Genomic DNA, 17,710 nt, shown 5'->3' with positions numbered 1-17,710 from the left:
ACGCAACCGCTTTTTCAATTTTCTGCCATACCGCCCCTCTTTTTATATCTGAAACGACATAAAAACGTCTGCTGGTTACCGGCTTGTTACAAAAACATAAAATCTCTTTATAATGGCCCAACCCCGACGCATTGTGCGCGGAAGGAACCGCTACCCATCATAAAAATCGAAAGGATGTACTCAATGAAGCACTTCGAGGTCAATTTCGACGGTCTGGTCGGCCCGACTCATAACTATGCCGGCCTCTCCTACGGCAATGTTGCCTCCCAGAGCAATGCCCAGGAGGCTTCCAATCCGAAAGAGGCCGCCAAGCAGGGGCTACGCAAGATGAAGGCGCTGACCGAGCTTGGCATGACCCAGGGGGTACTGGCGCCACAAGAGCGTCCCGACCTCGCTACCCTGCGCCGCCTCGGCTTCACCGGCAACGATGCCCGGGCGCTGGAACAGGCCGCCAAACAGGCTCCCGCCGTACTGGCTGCCTGCTATTCAGCCTCCAGCATGTGGACAGCCAACGCCGCCACCGTCTCTCCCAGTGCCGATACCCAGGATGGCCGCATTCACTTCACCCCCGCCAACCTGACCAACAAGTTTCACCGCTCCCTGGAGCCCGACGTCACGGGCCGTATCCTGCGCGGAGTGTTCAACAACGATCGCCACTTCAGCCACCACCTCCATCTGCCGGAGAATGACCACTTCGGCGACGAGGGGGCGGCCAACCACACCCGCCTCTGCCGTGCCTATGGCGAGGCGGGGGTCGAGCTGTTTGTCTATGGCCGCAGCGCCTTTGACTACTCCCGCCCGGCGCCGAAGCGCTACCCGGCCCGCCAGACTCTGGAAGCAAGCCAGGCCATCGCCCGCCTGCATGGCCTTGGCGAGGAGAGCGTGGTGTTTATTCAGCAAAACCCGGAGGTGATCGATCAGGGGGTATTCCATAACGATGTGATCGCGGTGGGCAACCAGAACGTGCTCTTCTTCCACCAGCAAGCGTTCCTCAACACCGAAGCGGTACTGACCGAGATCCGCGGCAAGTTTGGCGAGGGGAATTTGCACTTTATCGAAGTGCCAACCGCCGAGGTATCCGTGCTGGATGCGGTGAAATCCTACCTGTTCAACACCCAGATCCTCACCCTGCCGAGCGGCGAGATGGCCATTATCGCCCCCACCGAGTGCCGCGATAATCCGGCGGTGTCGGCCTATCTTGGCAAGCTGCTGACGCAGGAGACTCCGATCAAGGCGGTCCACTATATGGATGTGAAACAGAGCATGCGTAATGGTGGCGGCCCGGCCTGCCTGCGACTGCGGGTCGCCATGAACGATCAGGAACTCGCTGCGGTCAATCCGGCCTGCCTTATCAACGACAGCCAGTTTGCCCGCCTCGATGGCTGGGTCGATCGCCACTACCGCGACCGCCTGACCCTCGATGACCTGCGGGATCCGGCACTGGTGCAGGAGTCCCGCAGCGCACTGGACGAGCTGACCCAGATCCTGAAACTGGGTTCGGTCTACCCGTTCCAGCGCTAGATGTGATGCCAGGCAAGACCGCCAACGCTGGCGGTCTTCTGCTATCTGCCTCATCTTCAGCGCACTCGCCAGCTTGCACGGATGCTGTTTTGTGCAGAAAAGCAGCGCACAACTTGCTGATAAGCTTGAATTTTGAGCTGGATGTATCAAAAAATCGACGAACAGTCATTTTTTACTGCCAGATGCCTCATCAAGGGGTTCACAAAGCCTCTGGATCTGATAGTATGCGCCTCGCACTTGGGGAGGGGTTCCCGAGCGGCCAAAGGGATCAGACTGTAAATCTGACGGCTCTGCCTTCGAAGGTTCGAATCCTTCTCCCTCCACCATTCAAGTGCAAAAGTAGTGAAAATCAGGAAATACCCCGTGGAGGGGTTCCCGAGCGGCCAAAGGGATCAGACTGTAAATCTGACGGCTCTGCCTTCGAAGGTTCGAATCCTTCTCCCTCCACCATTTCCCTGATTGCAATGGCTGAATACAATTTGCTTTGCCCCTGTGGAGGGGTTCCCGAGCGGCCAAAGGGATCAGACTGTAAATCTGACGGCTCTGCCTTCGAAGGTTCGAATCCTTCTCCCTCCACCATCATTCAAGAAAACCCGGCCTCGCGCCGGGTTTTCGCTTTCTGCCATTCCCCTCACACTTTTTCGGACTTGTCAGATCTGACAGTTGCAATTGCATCCCATCTTGCTCATCGTGGCATCATCGACATCAGAGTGTTCACATCATGTTTGAAGTCTGGGACGAGCATGGTCACGCCACCGGTCTGACACTGCAGGCGCTCAAAGTCAGAATCAGCAACGACTATCAGGGCGATCTGATGGTGCGCTACAGCAACAAGCTGGGACTCCCCACGACCCTCTTTCTGACCATTCATCAGGGCGTTGCCTATCAACGCTTCAAAGCGGGCTCGCCAAAACTGGATTGGGAATGGCTGGCCAGCGCAGGCAATGGCCACAGCCCCCGCAATTTTATGAGTGAACAGTTCCCCGCTTTTCAACTCGCACTGGATAATTGAGCATCAGCAACTATCGCTAACCCACCATCAAAGATTACCCAAAAACTGATTTTCCATTCACAGGATATTCCTGCCAAATTGCATGATGACGTGGGTGCGAGTACAATCTCGCACCCCGAATATCCGGCGCATCGTCTGTAGATAGGCCCCGGATATGCCGTCATCGGGTCGCGCTACATTGAGCCTCCTCTCGGAGGGCATCTTGCACCGCAACTCAACCACTACGATGCCATCAGGTGGCATCGTCCTGATTTGCAATCAGATATAAAGAGTCCGCCATGTTTAAACCAGAATTGCTCTCCCCCGCAGGTTCCCTCAAGAATATGCGTTACGCCTATGCCTATGGCGCCGATGCCGTCTATGCGGGCCAGCCGCGCTACAGCCTGCGGGTGCGCAACAACGAATTCGATCACGAAAACCTGCAGCTGGGCATCAACGAAGCCCATGCGCTGGGCAAGCAGTTCTATGTGGTGGCCAACATCCAGCCCCACAACTCCAAGCTCAAGACCTTTATCCGCGACATGCGCCCTGTGGTGGAGATGAAGCCGGATGCGCTGATCATGTCTGACCCAGGTCTCATCATGATGATGCGTGAAGCCTTCCCGGATATGCCCATTCACCTCTCGGTGCAGGCCAACGCGGTCAACTGGGCGACGGTGAAGTTTTGGCATCAGATGGGCCTGACCCGCGCCATCCTGTCGCGCGAGCTGTCACTTGACGAGATCGAAGAGATCCGCATACAGGTGCCGGAGATGGAGCTGGAAGTCTTCGTCCACGGCGCCCTGTGCATGGCCTACTCGGGCCGCTGCCTGCTCTCCGGTTACATCAACAAGCGCGACCCCAACCAGGGCACCTGCACCAACTCCTGCCGCTGGGAGTACAAGGTGCACGAGGGTAAAGAAGATGACGTGGGCCAGATCGTCCACCGTCAGGAGCCGATCAAAGTGCGTCCGGACAACACGCTAGGCCTTGGCAAGCCGACTGATGCCCTGGTGCTGCTGGAAGAGTCCAATCGCCCGGGCGAGTACATGAGCGCGTTCGAGGACGAGCACGGCACCTACATCATGAACTCCAAGGACTTGCGCGCCGTCGAGCACGTCGAGCGACTGACCAAGATGGGCGTTCACTCCCTGAAAATCGAAGGACGCACCAAGTCTTTCTATTACTGCGCCCGTACCGCGCAGGTTTACCGCAAGGCCATCGACGATGCGGTGGCGGGTCGTCCGTTCGACCGCAGCCTGATGGGCACCCTCGAAAATCTGGCCCACCGCGGCTACACCGAGGGCTTCCTGCGCCGTCACAACCACAGCGAATACCAGAACTACGACTACGGCTACTCCGTCTCCGACACCCAGCAGTTTGTCGGCGAAATCACCGGACGCAAAGGTGACATGGTCGAGGTCGAGGTGAAGAACAAGTTCCTGGTGGGCAACAATCTGGAGCTGATGACCCCGCAGGGCAACGTCCGTTTCAATCTGGAGCAGATGGAGAACCGCAAGGGCGAGCTTATCGATACCGCGCCGGGCAACGGTCACGTGGTCTATGTGCCGGTCCCGAAAGATCTGGATGTGAACTACGGCATTTTGCTGCGCAATCTGGGCGACAGCCAGGATACCCGCAACCCGCACACGGCGGCCTGAGATGGCGCTGCTCATCACCGACAAGTGCATCAACTGTGACATGTGCGATCCCGAGTGCCCCAACCAGGCCATCAGCCTGGGTGAGGAGATCTACGAGATCGACCCCAGTCGCTGCACCGAGTGCGTCGGTCACTATGAGAAGCCGACCTGCATCAGTGTCTGCCCTATCGACTGCATCATCTGGGATCCCGCTCATGTGGAGACCGAAGATCAGCTGATGGAGAAGTTTGTGCGGATGCACAGGCAGTAGCTGATGCACAGACCGTAAAACGAAAAAAAGGCCGAGTAATCGGCCTTTTTTGATCCTGCGTGCAGCGGCTGGCTATCACTTGCCGACCAGCCGGATCAGTTTGTCCAGCTCCCGCTGGGCCTCCAGCATCCGGGTCTGGGACTCCTCCAGCCTGGCCTGCCGCTTGGCAATCTTCTCCGGTTTGCCACTGACTCTCGCCTCCTGCAGCTCGAGCAGGCGCTCGTCCACCTCGCCGCGCAGTTTGTTAACCCGCTCTTTCTGCTCCTTGAGCAGACCTTCATCGGTACAGTTGGCCTTGATATTGCGCGCTGCCTGTTCGAGCCCGGCAATCTGCCCAGCGTTGTTGTGTGCTTTGGCAAACACCAGCTGGTCGTTGACGGCCTGCAGACGGGCCTTGCAACCGACCGCCTCACTGCCAAAGGCCTGACCCGCCAATAGCAGCAAGCCGGCTCCCAATACTTTCCACATCTCGATTCATCCGGTCTTGTTTGCGAGCTGACCATAAAAACCTCGATCGGCGACAGGGTCAAGCAAGCGGGAAAAAGGTGCGACAGAAGTTGTGCAACATCACGCAATTGCCACCCTGTTGGTTCTACAATGGCGCTCTTTCCAATCGGGAGTCTGTTATGAATCAACAAATTGTGGTCATTGCCAACGGTGCCCCCTATGGCAGCGAATCCCTGTTCAACGCCCTGCGTCTCGCTATCGCCCTCAACGAACAGGGTGGTGCCAGCCTGAAGCTGTTCCTGATGTCCGATGCGGTGAGCGCGGCGCTGGCCGGTCAGGCACCGGCCGAGGGATACAACCTGCGCCAGATGCTGGAGATCCTGCTGGCCCAGGGCGTCACCATTCGCCTGTGCAAGACCTGCACCGATGCCCGTGGCATCACAGCCCTGCCGCTGATCGAGGGCATTGAGGTCGGCACCCTGCCGATGCTGGCCCAATGGACCCTGGCTGCCGACAAGGTGCTGACCTTCTGATCTCCCCCTCCGGATCTCTTGCCCCTTTAGCCTTCACCTGACCCTCCATAGCCCCCGCCACGCGGGGGCATTGCGCGCGCCCCAGCCTCACTGACTACACTATCAATTGCCACGCCAGCTTGTTTGTCCCACCTCACGGACAGCGTAACGCCCAGTAATAAACCGAGGACGACGATGAATCCGACCGAACAGACCCTGCTTGAGCAGATGAGGATCACCGACTTTGAAATTGCCCATCGCAAGGAGTTATTGCTGCTCAATGAACAGGATGTGGCGCGGCTGGCAAGTTATTGCAGCAAGATAGAACCACGGATCGACGCCCTGGTAGATCGCTTCTACCAGCAGCAGACGGCCATCACCGAAATCGCCCTGTTGATCGGGGATGCCGATACCCTCATACGGTTGCGCACCGCGCAACGGCGCTATGTGCTCGATCTCTTCAGCGGCCATTACGATTTGGAGTACGTCAACAACCGGCTTCGGATCGGGCTGGTTCACAAGCGGATCGGGGTCGAACCCAAGCTCTATCTGGCCGCCATCAACACCCTCAAAGCCCTGCTGATCGAGGATATGTTCGAGCAGATCCGCGATGAACCGGAGCGCCTCGTCATGCTGGCCGCCCTGGACAAACTCTTTCTGTTCGACATCACTCTGGTCTTCGAAACCTACATTCGCAGTCTGGTGTCGGAAATAGAGTCATCCAGAGAGAAGTCGGAGAACTATGCCAAGAGTCTGGAGCAGAAAGTTCGCGAGCGTACCAAACAACTGGAGGAGCTGAACCGCACCGATGCCCTGACCGGATTGCTCAACGTTCGCCACCTCAACGAGCTGTTGCTGCTGAGCCTGCGCACCTGTCAGCGCCGTGCCGAACCCATGGCCATCGCCTATCTCGATATCGACAACTTCAAGCAAATCAACGATACCGAAGGTCACCAGCGCGGAGACGAGATCCTGCGCATCGTCGGCAACTGCATCCGTCAGGTCTTTCGCGCCGAAGACAGCTGCTTTCGTTATGGCGGAGATGAGTTCTGCCTGATCCTGCCCAACTGCAACGAGAGTCAGGCGCGGGATATCTATCTCAAACGATTGGTCAACACCGTCAAGGAGCAGCTGGGCGATCTCACCCTCAGTATCGGCATAGTGCAGACCGGACCGGAGCACTACGACGATGGGCTAAACCTGATCCGGCTCGCCGACGAGAGGATGTACGCAGCCAAGAAGGCGCTCAAAGAGAAGACGCCGGGTAGCACGCACTGAACATTCAGCATCACAGATCCCCGCATTAACCGGGTCAGCTACGCTCAACCACAGACGTGGCCACAGCGGGACGCTGTACTCTGGCCCCCCACTCATAAAGCGCAAAAATCGCTACACAAAGCAGCGCCATCAGCACATAGAGCAACTGACCACTCCACTGCTCGAGGATCCAGCCTCCCAGCAGGGCGCCAGCGGCCCCTCCCAACCCGGCCAGTGCACTGGCGCCAAAATAGCTTCCCTTGAGGTGAGTGGGGGCCATCTGGTCGATCAGCACGTTGAGCAGGGGGAAGAGGATGGTCTCGCCGATGCTGAGCAACAGCACGGCGCCAAACCAGTGGCTGCGCACCATCGGGTCCCCCAGCGCGAAGAGCAGCTGGGCCGCCAGAAAGAGCGCCATGCCGATATGAAGCCGTACCCGCACCGGCCAGCGTGACAACAACCGCAGCAGCGGAAATTGCAGCAGCACCACGGTCAGGGCATTGGTCGCCACCAGCAGAGCAACCAGCTCGGCCACCTGCGGCATACCAGCCCGGGTCAGGTACTGCACCAGCGGCGAGTGAAACTGGGAGTAGACCAGCACCATCAGGAGATTGGCCATCACCAGCAGCAGGAAGGCGCGATCCGCCAGCAACACCTTGATAGCATCCCGCAGTCCAGGGCCAGCAGCTCCCGGCTTGCCTGTGCTGCCAGCCCGGCGAAATCCCCAGCCAAAGGCCAGCGCCAGCAGCAAATAGCTTACCACCAGAAACAGGAAGGTCTCCTGCTGGGCGTTGATCCCGAGGGTCACCCCGAGCAGAGGCCCCAACGCCGCCCCCAGGTTGAGCAGAAAATAGCGCAGGTGCAGTGCCAGCTCCCTCGCCTTGGCCGAGGCCAGACTGTCGGCCATCAACGCCTTACCGGGGGCATCGATGAGCCCCGACGAGAGGCCGCTGCCCATCACCCCGACCCCGAGCCAGAACACCGCATGGGAGAAACCGAGCAGGCCGAAACAGAGCATCGCCACCAGACAACCGGCCAGCAGTATGCTGCGCCGCCCGAAGCGATCAGAGAGCCAGCCACCGTAAAAACTGACCAGGGTAGAGAGGGCCATCGAGCCACCCAGTAACAGGCCAATGAAGGTGGCCGAAAGGTCATACTCCCGATAGAGCAGAATGGAGAGGAAGGGCCACACCATGTAGTAGCTGGTACGCACCATGAAGGTACCCAGAATGACGATCCAGACCAGCGGGGTAAATTGCCTGAAGGTGCTCCATGCCATCGCTATGCTCCATGCCCCGCAGCTCTTACCACAAGATCCTGTCATAAACGGGGAAAGCATTCAGTTGTAACAGGGGGCCTCAATAGAAACAACCCTCGCTCACCGACAAGGTGCAACTGGATGCAAAAAGGCCAGCCGATGGGCATCGGCTGGCCTTTTTATCACGGGATGTCCCTCCGGCTAGCGCCAGAGGGCCAAGCTTAGCGCCAGGGGCTTTGCTGCCACAGCCGCCCAAGTCCTGCCTCGAGCGCCTGCGCGCCCTGCTGCCCCAACTTCTGGGTCAGGCTTTTTGGCTTGCGATAGCTGATGCCGATCACCTTGTGGTGGCTGGCCTGCGCCAGCAGATAGTCATCGCTAGTGCAGAGGGTATCCACCAGCCCCAGCCCCTTGGCCTGACTCGCCAGCCAGTGTTCACCGGTCGTGACCTGATCGATATCGAGTTGCGGGCGGTGTTCGGCCACAAAGGCCTTGAAGCGCTCGTGGATCGCCGCCAGCTCCTCGCGAAACTTCTCGCGCCCCAGATCGTCGTTCTCGCCAAACATGGTGATGGTGCGCTTGTACTGACCGGCGGTGTGCATCTCGAATTCGATATCATGCTTTTTCAACAACTTGTTGAAGTTCGGCATCTGGGCGATCACCCCGATGGAGCCGACGATGGCAAAGGGGGCAGCCAGGATCTTGTCTGCCACACAGGCCATCATGTAGCCACCGCTCGCCGCCACCTTATCGATAGCCACGGTGAGCTTGATGTCACGATCGCGCAGTCGCTGCAACTGGGAAGCGGCCAAACCATAGCCATGCACCACGCCGCCACCGGATTCGAGCCGCAGCAGCACCTCGTCGCCGGGCTGGGCGACGCCAATCACCGCGCTCACCTCCTCGCGCAGGGAGGCCACCTCTTTGGCATCCATGCTGCCGTTGAAATCGAGCACGAACAGGCGACTGCGCTCATCCCCCGCCTTGGCACGCTTCTTCTGCTCCTCTTTTTGCTGCTTTTCCATCACCTTGCGCTCGGCCTTGCTGGCGAGCGCGCTCTTGAGGGCAAATTGCCCCTGCTCCAGCTCGCTCGAGAGATCGGTCACCACCAGCTCACCCTTGCGCGCTTTCGGCTGGCGAGTGCTCACAATCATCAGGATGATGGCGCCGATGGCCAGCAGGAAGGTCACTGTCTTGGCCAGAAACAGGCCATATTCGGTCAGAAATGTCACGATGGACTCCAGAATGGATCGGTTTTCGTCACATTCTAGGGAGTTTGATGGAGGCGCGCAAAAAATCGCAGCCAGAGCCCGGAAAAACCAACCCGAGCATCACAACCTCTCTATTTTCTTCACATTTTTCTTGCCGCTGGCTGGTCAAACAGGCGCGCGGATCAGTACACTTGGCGCCGATTGCCATGCACTTATGGCCGGAATTTGTTAACAGGAGTTGTCATGCTCGATTATCAGGCACCCCGCGATCTGCTAAAGGATAAAGTCATTCTGGTCACCGGTGCCGGCGACGGGATCGGCCGCGAAGCCGCCCTCACCTACGCTGCCCACGGCGCCACCGTGATCCTGCTCGGCCGCACCAGCGCCAAACTCGAAGCCGTGTATGACCAGATTGAAGCCGCCGGTTACCCGCTGCCCGCCATCGTGCCGGTGGATCTGAAAGGTGCCACCGCCGCCCACTACCGCGGCATGGCCGAAACCTTCGCCCAGCAGTTTGGCCGCCTCGACGGCGTGCTGTTCAACGCCGGCCTGCTTGGCACCCTCTCTCCGTTTGAACATATTCAGGAGAAGGAGTGGGACGAGGTGATGCAGGTCAACGTCAAATCGGAATTCCTGCTGACCCAGGCGCTGCTGCCGCTGCTGCGCCAGACAGCCAAGGCGCAGGGCGATGCCTCCATCGTCTACACCTCCTCCAGTGTGGGACGCAAGGGGCGCGCCTACTGGGGCACCTATGCCATCTCCAAATTTGCCATCGAGGGGATGATGGAAGTGCTGGCCGACGAGCTTGAGAACACAGGTGTGCGGGTCAATACCCTCAATCCGGGCGGCACCCGTACCAAGATGCGCGCCAGCGCCTTCCCGGCGGAAGATCCCATGAACCTCAAGACTCCGGCCGACCTGATGCCGCTCTACCTCTACCTGATGGGGTCGGACAGCCGCGGCAAAACCGGCCAGACCTTTGTGGCTCAGCCAAAATAAACAGGCGGCTCAGCCCAAATAAATCAATAAAATACCCAGAGTGTTGTGCGGCAGGGGTTAAATTGAATAGGGGGCACAGGCTCCCTGTTCGAACCACTGACCATCCTATCTCCAATCAGGTTGAACTATGTTTCGTCCCAAGAGCACGTTTGAGCAATGGCGGATCTTTCAGGCGGTGGTCGACTGCGGCGGCTACGCCCAGGCGGCCGAGGCGCTGAACAAGAGCCAGTCCTCCCTCAATCATGCGGTTGCAAAGTTGCAGCAGAGTCTGGGGGTGCCCTTGCTGGAGGTGCGCGGCCGCAAGGCGGTGCTTACGCCGGCGGGCGAGATCTTCCTCAAGCGGGCCCGTCAGTTGAGCCAGCAGGTGGAGGAGCTGGAGAATCTGGCCAACAACCTGGAGCGGCAGTGGGAGCCGCAGATCAACCTCTATGTCTCGGCGCTGCAACCAAGGGATCGCCTCTATCGGGCGCTGGCCAGCTTCTATCCCCGCAGCCGGGGTTGCCGAGTCAACCTGCACGAACGCATTCACTGCCACTTCAACGCCCTGCAACCGGGGGATCTGATGCTCTCCGAGCACCTGCCCGGCGATCGCACCGGTCTGCTGCTGGACGAGGTGTGCCTGCTGCCCCTCTGCGCCGCCAGCCATCCGCTGGCGCAAGAGGAGGGGCCCATCCGCAGCGATGTATTGACCAGCCACAACCAGATCAGCCTTCATCCCCCCATTCACCGCTCGGTGGACTGGAACGATGCAGATGACACCGGCTGGAAGGCGACCCACTACCACGAAGTGCTCGCCATGCTGCGCCTCGGCCTCGGCTATGCCTGGCTGCCGCGCCATCTGGTAGAGCGGGAGCTGGCGGAAGGTTCACTCATACAGCTGGATCTGGAGAGCGGCAACGAGCGCCACCTCTACACCTACCTGCTGACCCTCTCCCCCGAATCTCTCGGTCCTGCGACCGAGCTGCTGCTGCGCTGCCTGCGCAACGAATATCAGGGCGAATCAGCGCCGCTTCCGCACACCCAGCCCCAACACGACAAATAACAGCCAGCCCCCCCGTCAGACGTTGGGCACCCGCCAGCTGGCGGCCAGTGCCACCAGTGCCAATCCCAGCGCCACCATAAAGACCCCGTGGAAACTCCACACCTCCGCCACCACACCGGCGATGGCCCCAGCCATGATGGAGCCGGTGCGGATGCTGTTGGCAAACAGGGTAGTCGCCACCCCGGCCCGCCCCGGCATCAGATCCTGAAAGTAAGACATGCCGATCCCCGCCACGATACCGATGAAGATGGCGTTGAACAGCTGCAAGGCGATCAGGGCGTATTGGTCGGTGAGGGTCACCAGACCTGTGTAAAAGGCCGCGCCAGCCAGCACCGCCAGCAACATCATGGGGCGCTTGCCAAAGCGCGCCGTGTAGTAACCCGCCAGCAGCATGAAGGGGATCTCCAGCGCCGCTGCCGTGCCCATCAGGATACCGGCAAGCTTCTCATCCATCCCGAGCTCGCGAGTGATGTAGAGCGGCATATTGATGAGGTACATGCTGTTGCAGGTCCACATCAGGGTGGAGGCGATAAAGAGTGCCCGCACCGCCGGATCCCGCCAGCAGCTGACCCGCTCGCTCTCTTCAGCCAGCTTGGGCAGTGGCAGCGAGGGCAACCAGCGCCACACCACCAGGGCGCAGAGCAGGTAGGCCAGTGCCGAGGCCAGGTACATCAACTCGAAACCGTAGCCGATGGCCAGCGCGAAGGCGATGGGCGGGCCTATGACCCAGGCCAGCGAAAACTGGGCCCGCATCACCGAGCTGAACATGTCCGCCCGTCGGTTGCGGCTGTCGGAGTATTCCCGCGCCAGCGCAAACAACTGGGGGCTGGCAGTGGCCGCCAGCGCCGCCAGCATCACCCCCAGACTCGCCAGCAACCAGTAGTTGCGGTTCCAGGCAAACAGCAAGGAGAGCGCCACCCCGGCAAAGCAGCAGCGCAGGATCAGTCGCTTGCGATCCCCCTTGTTGTCGGAGCGATGGCCCAGCCACTGGCTGACCAGAATGCCCACCACAGCGTTGATGGTGTAGAAGAGCCCGACCAGAAAGGGGCGCACCTGCACCTCTTCGGCCAGAAACAGACTTAAGGTAGGCACCTGCAGTGCCACCGCGACGCCGGTCATAAAGGTCACGGCAAGAAATGAAAGAGAGACGGGGTCCGGGCGTTTGACCGCCGCTATCGACAAGCTCATAGGGTTACCACTGATTGGAAGGACGATACGGGCTAACGGGCGGCAGCCGTATGAAAATTCGGCGCCTATCTTATGTCACTATCAAGAGCGGGCTCAAGGATGGCATAAGCAGGTGTGCGCCTTGCGAGGGAGGCCGCGACCCCGTAGAGTGAAAGCCCATCCTGCCAGCACAAGGAGTTCGCATGTTTGATTTTGATCAGGAAGTAGACCGCAGTGGCACCATGAGCCTGAAATGGGACAAGTACAAGGGTCAGGATGTGCTGCCCATGTGGGTTGCCGATACCGACTTTGTCTCCCCCCCGTCCGTGATTGAGGCGTTGACCAAACGGGTCGCCCACGGCATTTTCGGCTATTCACGCCCCTCGCCGCGCCTGATCGAACTCATTATCGAACGGATGGCGACCCGCTATGGCTGGACCATCGAGCCCGAATGGCTGGTGTTCCTGCCCGGCGTGGTGCCGGGGCTTAACCTCGCCTGCAAGGCGTGGAGCCAGCATGGCCGCGGTATCATCACTCCCAAGCCGGTCTACTACCCCTTCCTGCAGGCACCGGGCTTCAATGATCGCCCCCTGCTCACCGTGCCGATGATTGAAGAAGCGGGTCGCTGGGTGCTGGATCTTGAAGAGCTGGAGCGTCAGGCTCCCGCCGCAGATCTGCTGCTGCTCTGCAACCCCCACAACCCGGGCGGCACCATCTTCACCCGTGACGAGCTGCTGGCCATCGATGCCATCGCTGCGCGCCACAATCTGGTGATCTGCTCCGATGAAATCCACTGCGATCTGCTGCTGGATAAAAACGCCCGCCACATTCCCTACGGCGCCATCAGTGCACAAGCAGCCGAGCGCTGCGCGGTGATGATGGCCCCGAGCAAGACCTTCAATATCGCCGGTCTCTGCTGCTCCTTCGCCATTATCCCCAACGCCCGTCTGCGCTTCAGGCTGCAACAGGCGATGCGCGGCATCAGCGCCGACGTCAACCTGCTGGGCTTTGTCGCCGCCGAAGCGGCCTATGAGGGTGGCGAACAGTGGCTGACCGAGCAACTCGACTATCTGGCAGCCAATCTGGCCCTGATCCAGCAGGCGGTTGCCCGCTGGCCCGGCGTCAAGCTGGCCAACCATCAGGCGACGTATCTGGCCTGGATTGATGTGAGCGCCCTTGGCCTTGCTGATCCCATCGCCTTCTTCGAGCAGGCCGGCGTTGGTCTCTCCCCCGGCACCCAGTTTGGCGACGGTCAGTTCGTGCGGCTCAACTTCGGCTGCACCAGGGCACGGCTGACCGACGCGCTGGCGCGGATGGAGCGGGCAATCCTCAACAACAAGCCCTGATCAGCCAGCAACGGGATGGGCAAGCCCCATCCCTTTTACCCTGTGTCATCAGCCAGCGGTCAACTCAGTCAACGGTCAATTATGTCTCTACGGATCTTGCGTCACCTTCTGCTCCCCCTCTGTGCACTCTCTGCGCTGCTCCCCTTTGGCAGCCAGGCGCTGACTATCGGAACGGGCCCGCTCAATGGGGTCTACTACCCGACCGGTGGCGCCATCTGCCGGGTGCTCAATGCCGGCCATGCCCTGCATGGGGACAGCTGCACCGTGCAGAGCACCCGTGGCTCGATGGCCAACCTCAAGGCACTCGACAAGGGGGACGTACAGCTGGCGCTGGTGCAGTCCGATGTGTTGCACCACGCCCTGCACGGCACCGGCCCCTTCAGTGGGCAGGGGGCCAACAATGAGCTGCGCAGCCTGTTTCGCCTCTATCAGGAGTCGTTGACCCTGCTGGCCGCCCCCAATAGCGGCATCACCACCCTGGCAGATATCGAAGGGAAACGGGTCTATCCGGGCAACAACGGCGCCGGTGAGCAGATCACCAGCCAGGCCCTGATGGCAGCCATGGGATGGCAACCCGGGCAGTTTGCTGCCTATCAGCTCAAATCGGACAGCGAACCGCTGGAAGGGCTGTGCGATGGATCGCTGGATGCCGCGTTTGTGGTTGCCGGTCACCCCAGTCTGGCGGTCGGCGATCTGATCAGCCGCTGCAAGGTGCGCCTCATTCCCATCGAAGGGGAGCAGATCGACAGGCTGCTCAAGCAATACCCCTACTACCAGCGCAGCCGTATCGCCGCCAACCTCTATCCGGGGCAGACCACCGCCATCAACAACATCGGGATGAGTGCCGAACTGGTGGCGCTGGCCAGCCTGCCGGACCCCATCGTCCGAACCGTGCGCGATACCCTGCTGGCCCGGGTCAAACAGTTCAGCCGGCTGCATCCCGCCCTGAGCAAGGTGACCCCCGAGCAGTTGCAGGCGCAAACCGAGCTGCCCCTCCATGCGGGGATGTCGGATCAACCGCCAGCCCCCTTGCCACTGACCCCCGAGCAGTTAACCGCGGAACAACTGACGCCGGAGCCGTTAACACCAGCGCCATCGGCCTCGGAGGCGGCACCAACGGCAGAGCAGGTGGGTGCCGCCGACGGGGCGACTGCGCCCTCTGACGCGACCGCCACCAGCAGTGCCGCAGTGACGACAGAAGCCACAGAGGTTAATTCCTTGCCCGAAGAGGCGCTCGAGGTCACCCCCGAGCTCACTGCTACGCCGACCTCCGAGGGGGAAAGAGTGGCTCCCTCTGCCGCAGCGCCAACGGTTCCATCACCATCGGCTGCCGTTTCGACTCAGTTGCCGCAAAGCGCCTCTGCGGCCACTGCGCCGCAAGAGCAGGCAATCCAGCCTGCCAGCAGCTCGGTGACTGGCGAAACTCCGCAGCAGGATAAAACCGACACGCCTCCCGCCCCTGCCACCAGCGCAGCCACACCGCTGCAACCCTGAATGGTCAGCGCCAACAAATGCATCAGGGCAGCCTCGGCTGCCCTGATTGTTTACGCGCGTTCGATAGTGACGCAATTGATGGCGGCACAGTCACCCCGATAGGCCTGCTCACCTTGCTGTACCGCTACGGCTCCATCACCCGGGTCAGATAGGGGTTGGGCTTCTGGATCTCCTCCTCCACCCAATGCAGCAACTGCTTGATGGCCCGCGACAACACCTGATTCTGGCGCACCACGTAGCCCAGACTGGTACCAGGAAAGTCGCTCAGGCTGGTGACCGGCGCGGTGAGGTTGAGGCGCGGATGCAGGGAGAAGTCTGGCACGATGGCGACACCAAAGCCCGCCTCGGCCCAATCGAGCTGGGCGTCCACGCTGCCCACCTCCATGATGCGGCAGGGGGGCAAGGCCAGCAGCGGCAGGGACGGGTCGATCAACGCCCGGGTGCGGGTGTCGTGACCGAGCAGGATCAGGGTCGGCTCGTCGAGGGGGTCGCTCTCTCCCGCCAGCGCCCGTGCCTGCCAGCGGGCAAGGCCGTGACCCAGCGCGCACCAGGTCACCTGTTGCAGCTCGGTATAGAAGAGTGGCTCACTGCGCTTTTGCGCCATCACGAAGCCCAGATCCGCCTTGCCCGCCTTGACCAGCTCGGCCGCCTGATCCGAAGTGGTGTTGAACAGGGTAAGGTCGATGCCGGGGAACTCCCGCTTGAAGCGCTGGAACGGCTGGATCAGCAGCAGGCGGGAGATGATGTCGCTGGCGGCGATGGCCAGCGTCCCCTGGCTGAGCTGGTTGAGGGCATTGAGATCGGACTGGCAGAGCTGCAGCTCGGCAATGGTGCGCTCGGCGCTTTGCAGCAGCCGCTCCCCCGCCTGCGTCAGGCGAAACGGACTGCGCTCGATCAGCCGCACCCGGGTCGCCTGCTCCAGCCGCTTGATATGCAGGCTGACATTGGGTTGGGTCATGTGCAGCTCGGTGGCGGTCTGGCCAAAATGTTGCAATCGGGCCAGAGTGACAAAAGTTTGCAGCCAGTGAATATCCAGCATAAGAGTCCCTCAACCCGCGATGTGCGGGGCTTGCCAGGCAAAATCGGACGGTTTGCCGTTTAATTGGTCATAATTATATGATTCTCTTATAGGAATTATAAAGATAATTAATTTTTCTAATCCGCATCAGGCTCCTAGGATGGACGCCTAACGTCTTAGGAGAAAGAGTCATGTCGTCTATCGTAGTCGTAGGTGCTAACTGGGGTGATGAAGGCAAAGGCCGCATCGTGGATTATCTGGCAGGTCAAGCTGGCGCCAGCATTCGCTTCCAGGGCGGCAACAACGCTGGCCACACCGTGGTCAACGACCTTGGCACCTTCAAGCTGCACCAGGTTCCGAGTGGCGTATTCAACCCGGATTGCCTGGTTGTCCTCGGCCCGGGCATGGTGATCAGCCCCGAGAAACTGACCGTCGAGCTCGAGGAAGTCAAAGCCTCCGGCGTGACTCCGAAGCTGGCCATCTCTGACCGCGCAACCCTCTGCCTGCCGCTGCACGCACTGGAAGATACCCTGGAAGAGCAACGTCTGGGTGACGGCGCCTATGGCTCCACCCGTCAGGGCATCGCCCCTGCCTACGGCGATCGCGTCATGAAAAAAGCGATCCTGGTCGGCTGGCTGAAACAGCCGGACGTGCTGGTCGAGCGCATCCAGTTCATGCTGGACTGGAAACTGCCGCAGATGAAGGCTATCTACCCCTCTTTCGAATTCACCCAGACTGCCCAAGAGATGGCCGACTGGCTGCTGGAAGTCTCTGCACCCTGGATCGACGCCGTCTGCAACGTCAGCATGCCGCTCAAAGCGCTGCAGGCAGAAGGCAAGACCCTGCTGTTCGAAGCCCAGCTGGGCGCTGGCCGTGACCTGATCTACGGCGAATACCCCTGGGTGACCTCCTCCCACGTATCTGGCGCCTACGCCGGTATCGGTGGCGGTCTGCCGGGTCTGCGCCCGGAGCGCGTCATCGCTGTAGCCAAGGCATTCAGCTCCTCTGTCGGTACCGGCACCCTGCTGACCGCCATGGAGAACCAGGACGAGTTCCGCAAGATCACCAACGAGTTTGGTGCCACCACTGGCCGTCCCCGTGATGTCGGTTACTTCGATGCCGTCGCCACCAAGAACGGTGTCGAGCTGCAAGCCGCCACCGAAGTGGCACTGACCAAGCTGGACTGCCTGACCGGCCTGCCGGATCTGAAGATCTGCGTGGCCTACGAAGGTGCCCACACCGAGAACCCGATTTGGCCGCAAACCGCTGCCCTGAAGCCGGTTTACGAGCAGATGGAAAGCTGGAGCGAAGACATCACCGGCTGCCGCACCTTTGAAGAGCTGCCGCGCGCTGCCCAGCAGTACGTGCTGCGTATCGAAGAGCTGCTCGGCGTACCGGTTCCGATGGTTTCCGTCGGCCCGGGCCGTGACGAGATGATCCTGCGCTAAGCCGCACCTCTTATCGTCAAACAAAAAACCGGCATCCCTGATGCCGGTTTTTTTATGGCTGCTATTTACCTTATCGCCATAAAAACCACCC

General features: G+C 60.4%; 16 protein-coding genes and 3 tRNA genes. 14 read left to right on the top strand and 5 right to left on the bottom strand.

Going from position 1 to position 17,710, the window contains the following annotated elements:
• Nucleotides 1-183: 183 nt before the first annotated feature.
• From astB to AB5Y83_RS18280, 7 genes are all read left to right on the top strand, one after another.
• Nucleotides 184-1,521, top strand: a complete 1,338-nt coding sequence (gene astB, locus AB5Y83_RS18310; RefSeq protein WP_368175707.1) for an N-succinylarginine dihydrolase — start codon at nt 184-186, stop codon at nt 1,519-1,521.
• Between the two features lie 241 nt (nt 1,522-1,762).
• Nucleotides 1,763-1,847 (top strand) — tRNA-Tyr (locus tag AB5Y83_RS18305).
• A gap of 39 nt (nt 1,848-1,886) precedes the next feature.
• Nucleotides 1,887-1,971 (top strand) — tRNA-Tyr (locus tag AB5Y83_RS18300).
• Between the two features lie 44 nt (nt 1,972-2,015).
• A tRNA-Tyr gene (locus AB5Y83_RS18295) sits at nt 2,016-2,100 on the top strand.
• Nucleotides 2,101-2,242: 142 nt separating this feature from the next.
• The gene (locus tag AB5Y83_RS18290) at nt 2,243-2,533 is read left to right on the top strand and encodes a hypothetical protein (RefSeq protein ID WP_021229834.1); all 291 of its coding nucleotides are present in this window, start codon (nt 2,243-2,245) and stop codon (nt 2,531-2,533) included.
• 278 nt (nt 2,534-2,811) lie between these two features.
• Nucleotides 2,812-4,173: a tRNA 5-hydroxyuridine modification protein YegQ gene (gene yegQ / locus AB5Y83_RS18285; RefSeq protein ID WP_368175706.1), complete on the top strand. Its 1,362-nt coding sequence runs from the start codon at nt 2,812-2,814 to the stop codon at nt 4,171-4,173.
• Nucleotide 4,174: 1 nt separating this feature from the next.
• Nucleotides 4,175-4,423: a YfhL family 4Fe-4S dicluster ferredoxin gene (locus AB5Y83_RS18280; protein WP_005334896.1), complete on the top strand. Its 249-nt coding sequence runs from the start codon at nt 4,175-4,177 to the stop codon at nt 4,421-4,423.
• 75 nt (nt 4,424-4,498) lie between these two features.
• On the opposite strand, the gene AB5Y83_RS18275 is transcribed toward AB5Y83_RS18280, so the two are convergent.
• Nucleotides 4,499-4,891, bottom strand: coding sequence for a DUF1090 domain-containing protein (locus AB5Y83_RS18275; RefSeq protein ID WP_005334898.1), 393 nt, complete (start codon nt 4,889-4,891; stop codon nt 4,499-4,501).
• A gap of 158 nt (nt 4,892-5,049) precedes the next feature.
• Between AB5Y83_RS18275 and AB5Y83_RS18270 the strand changes: the two genes are divergently transcribed.
• On the top strand, nt 5,050-5,403 hold the full coding sequence (locus AB5Y83_RS18270; RefSeq protein ID WP_005334901.1) for a DsrE/DsrF/TusD sulfur relay family protein: 354 nt from the start codon (nt 5,050-5,052) through the stop codon (nt 5,401-5,403).
• 174 nt (nt 5,404-5,577) lie between these two features.
• On the top strand, nt 5,578-6,660 hold the full coding sequence (locus AB5Y83_RS18265) for a diguanylate cyclase (protein WP_043822377.1): 1,083 nt from the start codon (nt 5,578-5,580) through the stop codon (nt 6,658-6,660).
• A gap of 34 nt (nt 6,661-6,694) precedes the next feature.
• Here the strand turns inward: AB5Y83_RS18265 and AB5Y83_RS18260 are convergent, their stop codons facing one another.
• Together AB5Y83_RS18260 and sohB are read right to left on the bottom strand one after the other, a co-directional pair.
• Nucleotides 6,695-7,918: an MFS transporter gene (locus AB5Y83_RS18260; protein ID WP_368175705.1), complete on the bottom strand. Its 1,224-nt coding sequence runs from the start codon at nt 7,916-7,918 to the stop codon at nt 6,695-6,697.
• A gap of 200 nt (nt 7,919-8,118) precedes the next feature.
• On the bottom strand, nt 8,119-9,126 hold the full coding sequence (sohB, locus tag AB5Y83_RS18255; RefSeq protein WP_005347779.1) for a protease SohB: 1,008 nt from the start codon (nt 9,124-9,126) through the stop codon (nt 8,119-8,121).
• A 222-nt stretch (nt 9,127-9,348) separates the two neighbouring features.
• Between sohB and AB5Y83_RS18250 the strand changes: the two genes are divergently transcribed.
• Nucleotides 9,349-10,104: a YciK family oxidoreductase gene (locus AB5Y83_RS18250; RefSeq protein ID WP_005334909.1), complete on the top strand. Its 756-nt coding sequence runs from the start codon at nt 9,349-9,351 to the stop codon at nt 10,102-10,104.
• A gap of 127 nt (nt 10,105-10,231) precedes the next feature.
• On the top strand, nt 10,232-11,146 hold the full coding sequence (locus tag AB5Y83_RS18245; RefSeq protein ID WP_179902313.1) for a LysR family transcriptional regulator: 915 nt from the start codon (nt 10,232-10,234) through the stop codon (nt 11,144-11,146).
• Between the two features lie 15 nt (nt 11,147-11,161).
• Here the strand turns inward: AB5Y83_RS18245 and AB5Y83_RS18240 are convergent, their stop codons facing one another.
• Nucleotides 11,162-12,334: an MFS transporter gene (locus AB5Y83_RS18240; protein ID WP_227342146.1), complete on the bottom strand. Its 1,173-nt coding sequence runs from the start codon at nt 12,332-12,334 to the stop codon at nt 11,162-11,164.
• 182 nt (nt 12,335-12,516) lie between these two features.
• Here AB5Y83_RS18240 and AB5Y83_RS18235 point away from each other — a divergent pair, with 182 nt between their 5' ends.
• Both AB5Y83_RS18235 and AB5Y83_RS18230 read left to right on the top strand, forming a co-directional pair.
• Nucleotides 12,517-13,659: a MalY/PatB family protein gene (locus AB5Y83_RS18235; RefSeq protein ID WP_368175704.1), complete on the top strand. Its 1,143-nt coding sequence runs from the start codon at nt 12,517-12,519 to the stop codon at nt 13,657-13,659.
• An 81-nt stretch (nt 13,660-13,740) separates the two neighbouring features.
• On the top strand, nt 13,741-15,153 hold the full coding sequence (locus tag AB5Y83_RS18230; RefSeq protein ID WP_368175703.1) for a TAXI family TRAP transporter solute-binding subunit: 1,413 nt from the start codon (nt 13,741-13,743) through the stop codon (nt 15,151-15,153).
• A gap of 124 nt (nt 15,154-15,277) precedes the next feature.
• Here AB5Y83_RS18230 and AB5Y83_RS18225 read toward each other — a convergent pair whose 3' ends face one another.
• Nucleotides 15,278-16,192 carry a LysR family transcriptional regulator gene (locus tag AB5Y83_RS18225; RefSeq protein WP_139433563.1) on the bottom strand — a complete coding sequence of 305 codons (915 nt, stop codon included), beginning with the start codon at nt 16,190-16,192 and terminating at the stop codon, nt 15,278-15,280.
• Nucleotides 16,193-16,362: 170 nt separating this feature from the next.
• Between AB5Y83_RS18225 and AB5Y83_RS18220 the strand changes: the two genes are divergently transcribed.
• Nucleotides 16,363-17,619 (top strand): adenylosuccinate synthetase, encoded by a 1,257-nt coding sequence (locus AB5Y83_RS18220; RefSeq protein ID WP_005347796.1) that lies wholly within the window; start codon nt 16,363-16,365, stop codon nt 17,617-17,619.
• The last annotated feature ends 91 nt before the right edge of the window (nt 17,620-17,710 follow it).

Origin of the sequence: Aeromonas sp. R5-4 (assembly GCF_040908215.1) — a bacterium.
GTDB classification, from domain to species: Bacteria; Pseudomonadota; Gammaproteobacteria; order Enterobacterales; family Aeromonadaceae; genus Aeromonas; species Aeromonas veronii.
This window is presented reverse-complemented; position numbering and strand designations above follow the sequence as displayed.

Excerpts from the sequence above, each read along its gene's own strand:
- astB (WP_368175707.1), top strand. The coding sequence starts at position 184 with ATGAAGCACTTCGAGGTCAATTTCGACGGTCTGGTCGGCCCGACTCAT.
- AB5Y83_RS18290 (WP_021229834.1), top strand. The coding sequence starts at position 2,243 with ATGTTTGAAGTCTGGGACGAGCATGGTCACGCCACCGGTCTGACACTG.
- yegQ (WP_368175706.1), top strand. The coding sequence starts at position 2,812 with ATGTTTAAACCAGAATTGCTCTCCCCCGCAGGTTCCCTCAAGAATATG.
- AB5Y83_RS18280 (WP_005334896.1), top strand. The coding sequence starts at position 4,175 with ATGGCGCTGCTCATCACCGACAAGTGCATCAACTGTGACATGTGCGAT.
- AB5Y83_RS18275 (WP_005334898.1), bottom strand. The coding sequence starts at position 4,891 with ATGTGGAAAGTATTGGGAGCCGGCTTGCTGCTATTGGCGGGTCAGGCC.
- AB5Y83_RS18270 (WP_005334901.1), top strand. The coding sequence starts at position 5,050 with ATGAATCAACAAATTGTGGTCATTGCCAACGGTGCCCCCTATGGCAGC.
- AB5Y83_RS18265 (WP_043822377.1), top strand. The coding sequence starts at position 5,578 with ATGAATCCGACCGAACAGACCCTGCTTGAGCAGATGAGGATCACCGAC.
- AB5Y83_RS18260 (WP_368175705.1), bottom strand. The coding sequence starts at position 7,918 with ATGGCATGGAGCACCTTCAGGCAATTTACCCCGCTGGTCTGGATCGTC.
- AB5Y83_RS18250 (WP_005334909.1), top strand. The coding sequence starts at position 9,349 with ATGCTCGATTATCAGGCACCCCGCGATCTGCTAAAGGATAAAGTCATT.
- AB5Y83_RS18245 (WP_179902313.1), top strand. The coding sequence starts at position 10,232 with ATGTTTCGTCCCAAGAGCACGTTTGAGCAATGGCGGATCTTTCAGGCG.
- AB5Y83_RS18240 (WP_227342146.1), bottom strand. The coding sequence starts at position 12,334 with ATGAGCTTGTCGATAGCGGCGGTCAAACGCCCGGACCCCGTCTCTCTT.
- AB5Y83_RS18235 (WP_368175704.1), top strand. The coding sequence starts at position 12,517 with ATGTTTGATTTTGATCAGGAAGTAGACCGCAGTGGCACCATGAGCCTG.
- AB5Y83_RS18230 (WP_368175703.1), top strand. The coding sequence starts at position 13,741 with ATGTCTCTACGGATCTTGCGTCACCTTCTGCTCCCCCTCTGTGCACTC.
- AB5Y83_RS18225 (WP_139433563.1), bottom strand. The coding sequence starts at position 16,192 with ATGCTGGATATTCACTGGCTGCAAACTTTTGTCACTCTGGCCCGATTG.
- AB5Y83_RS18220 (WP_005347796.1), top strand. The coding sequence starts at position 16,363 with ATGTCGTCTATCGTAGTCGTAGGTGCTAACTGGGGTGATGAAGGCAAA.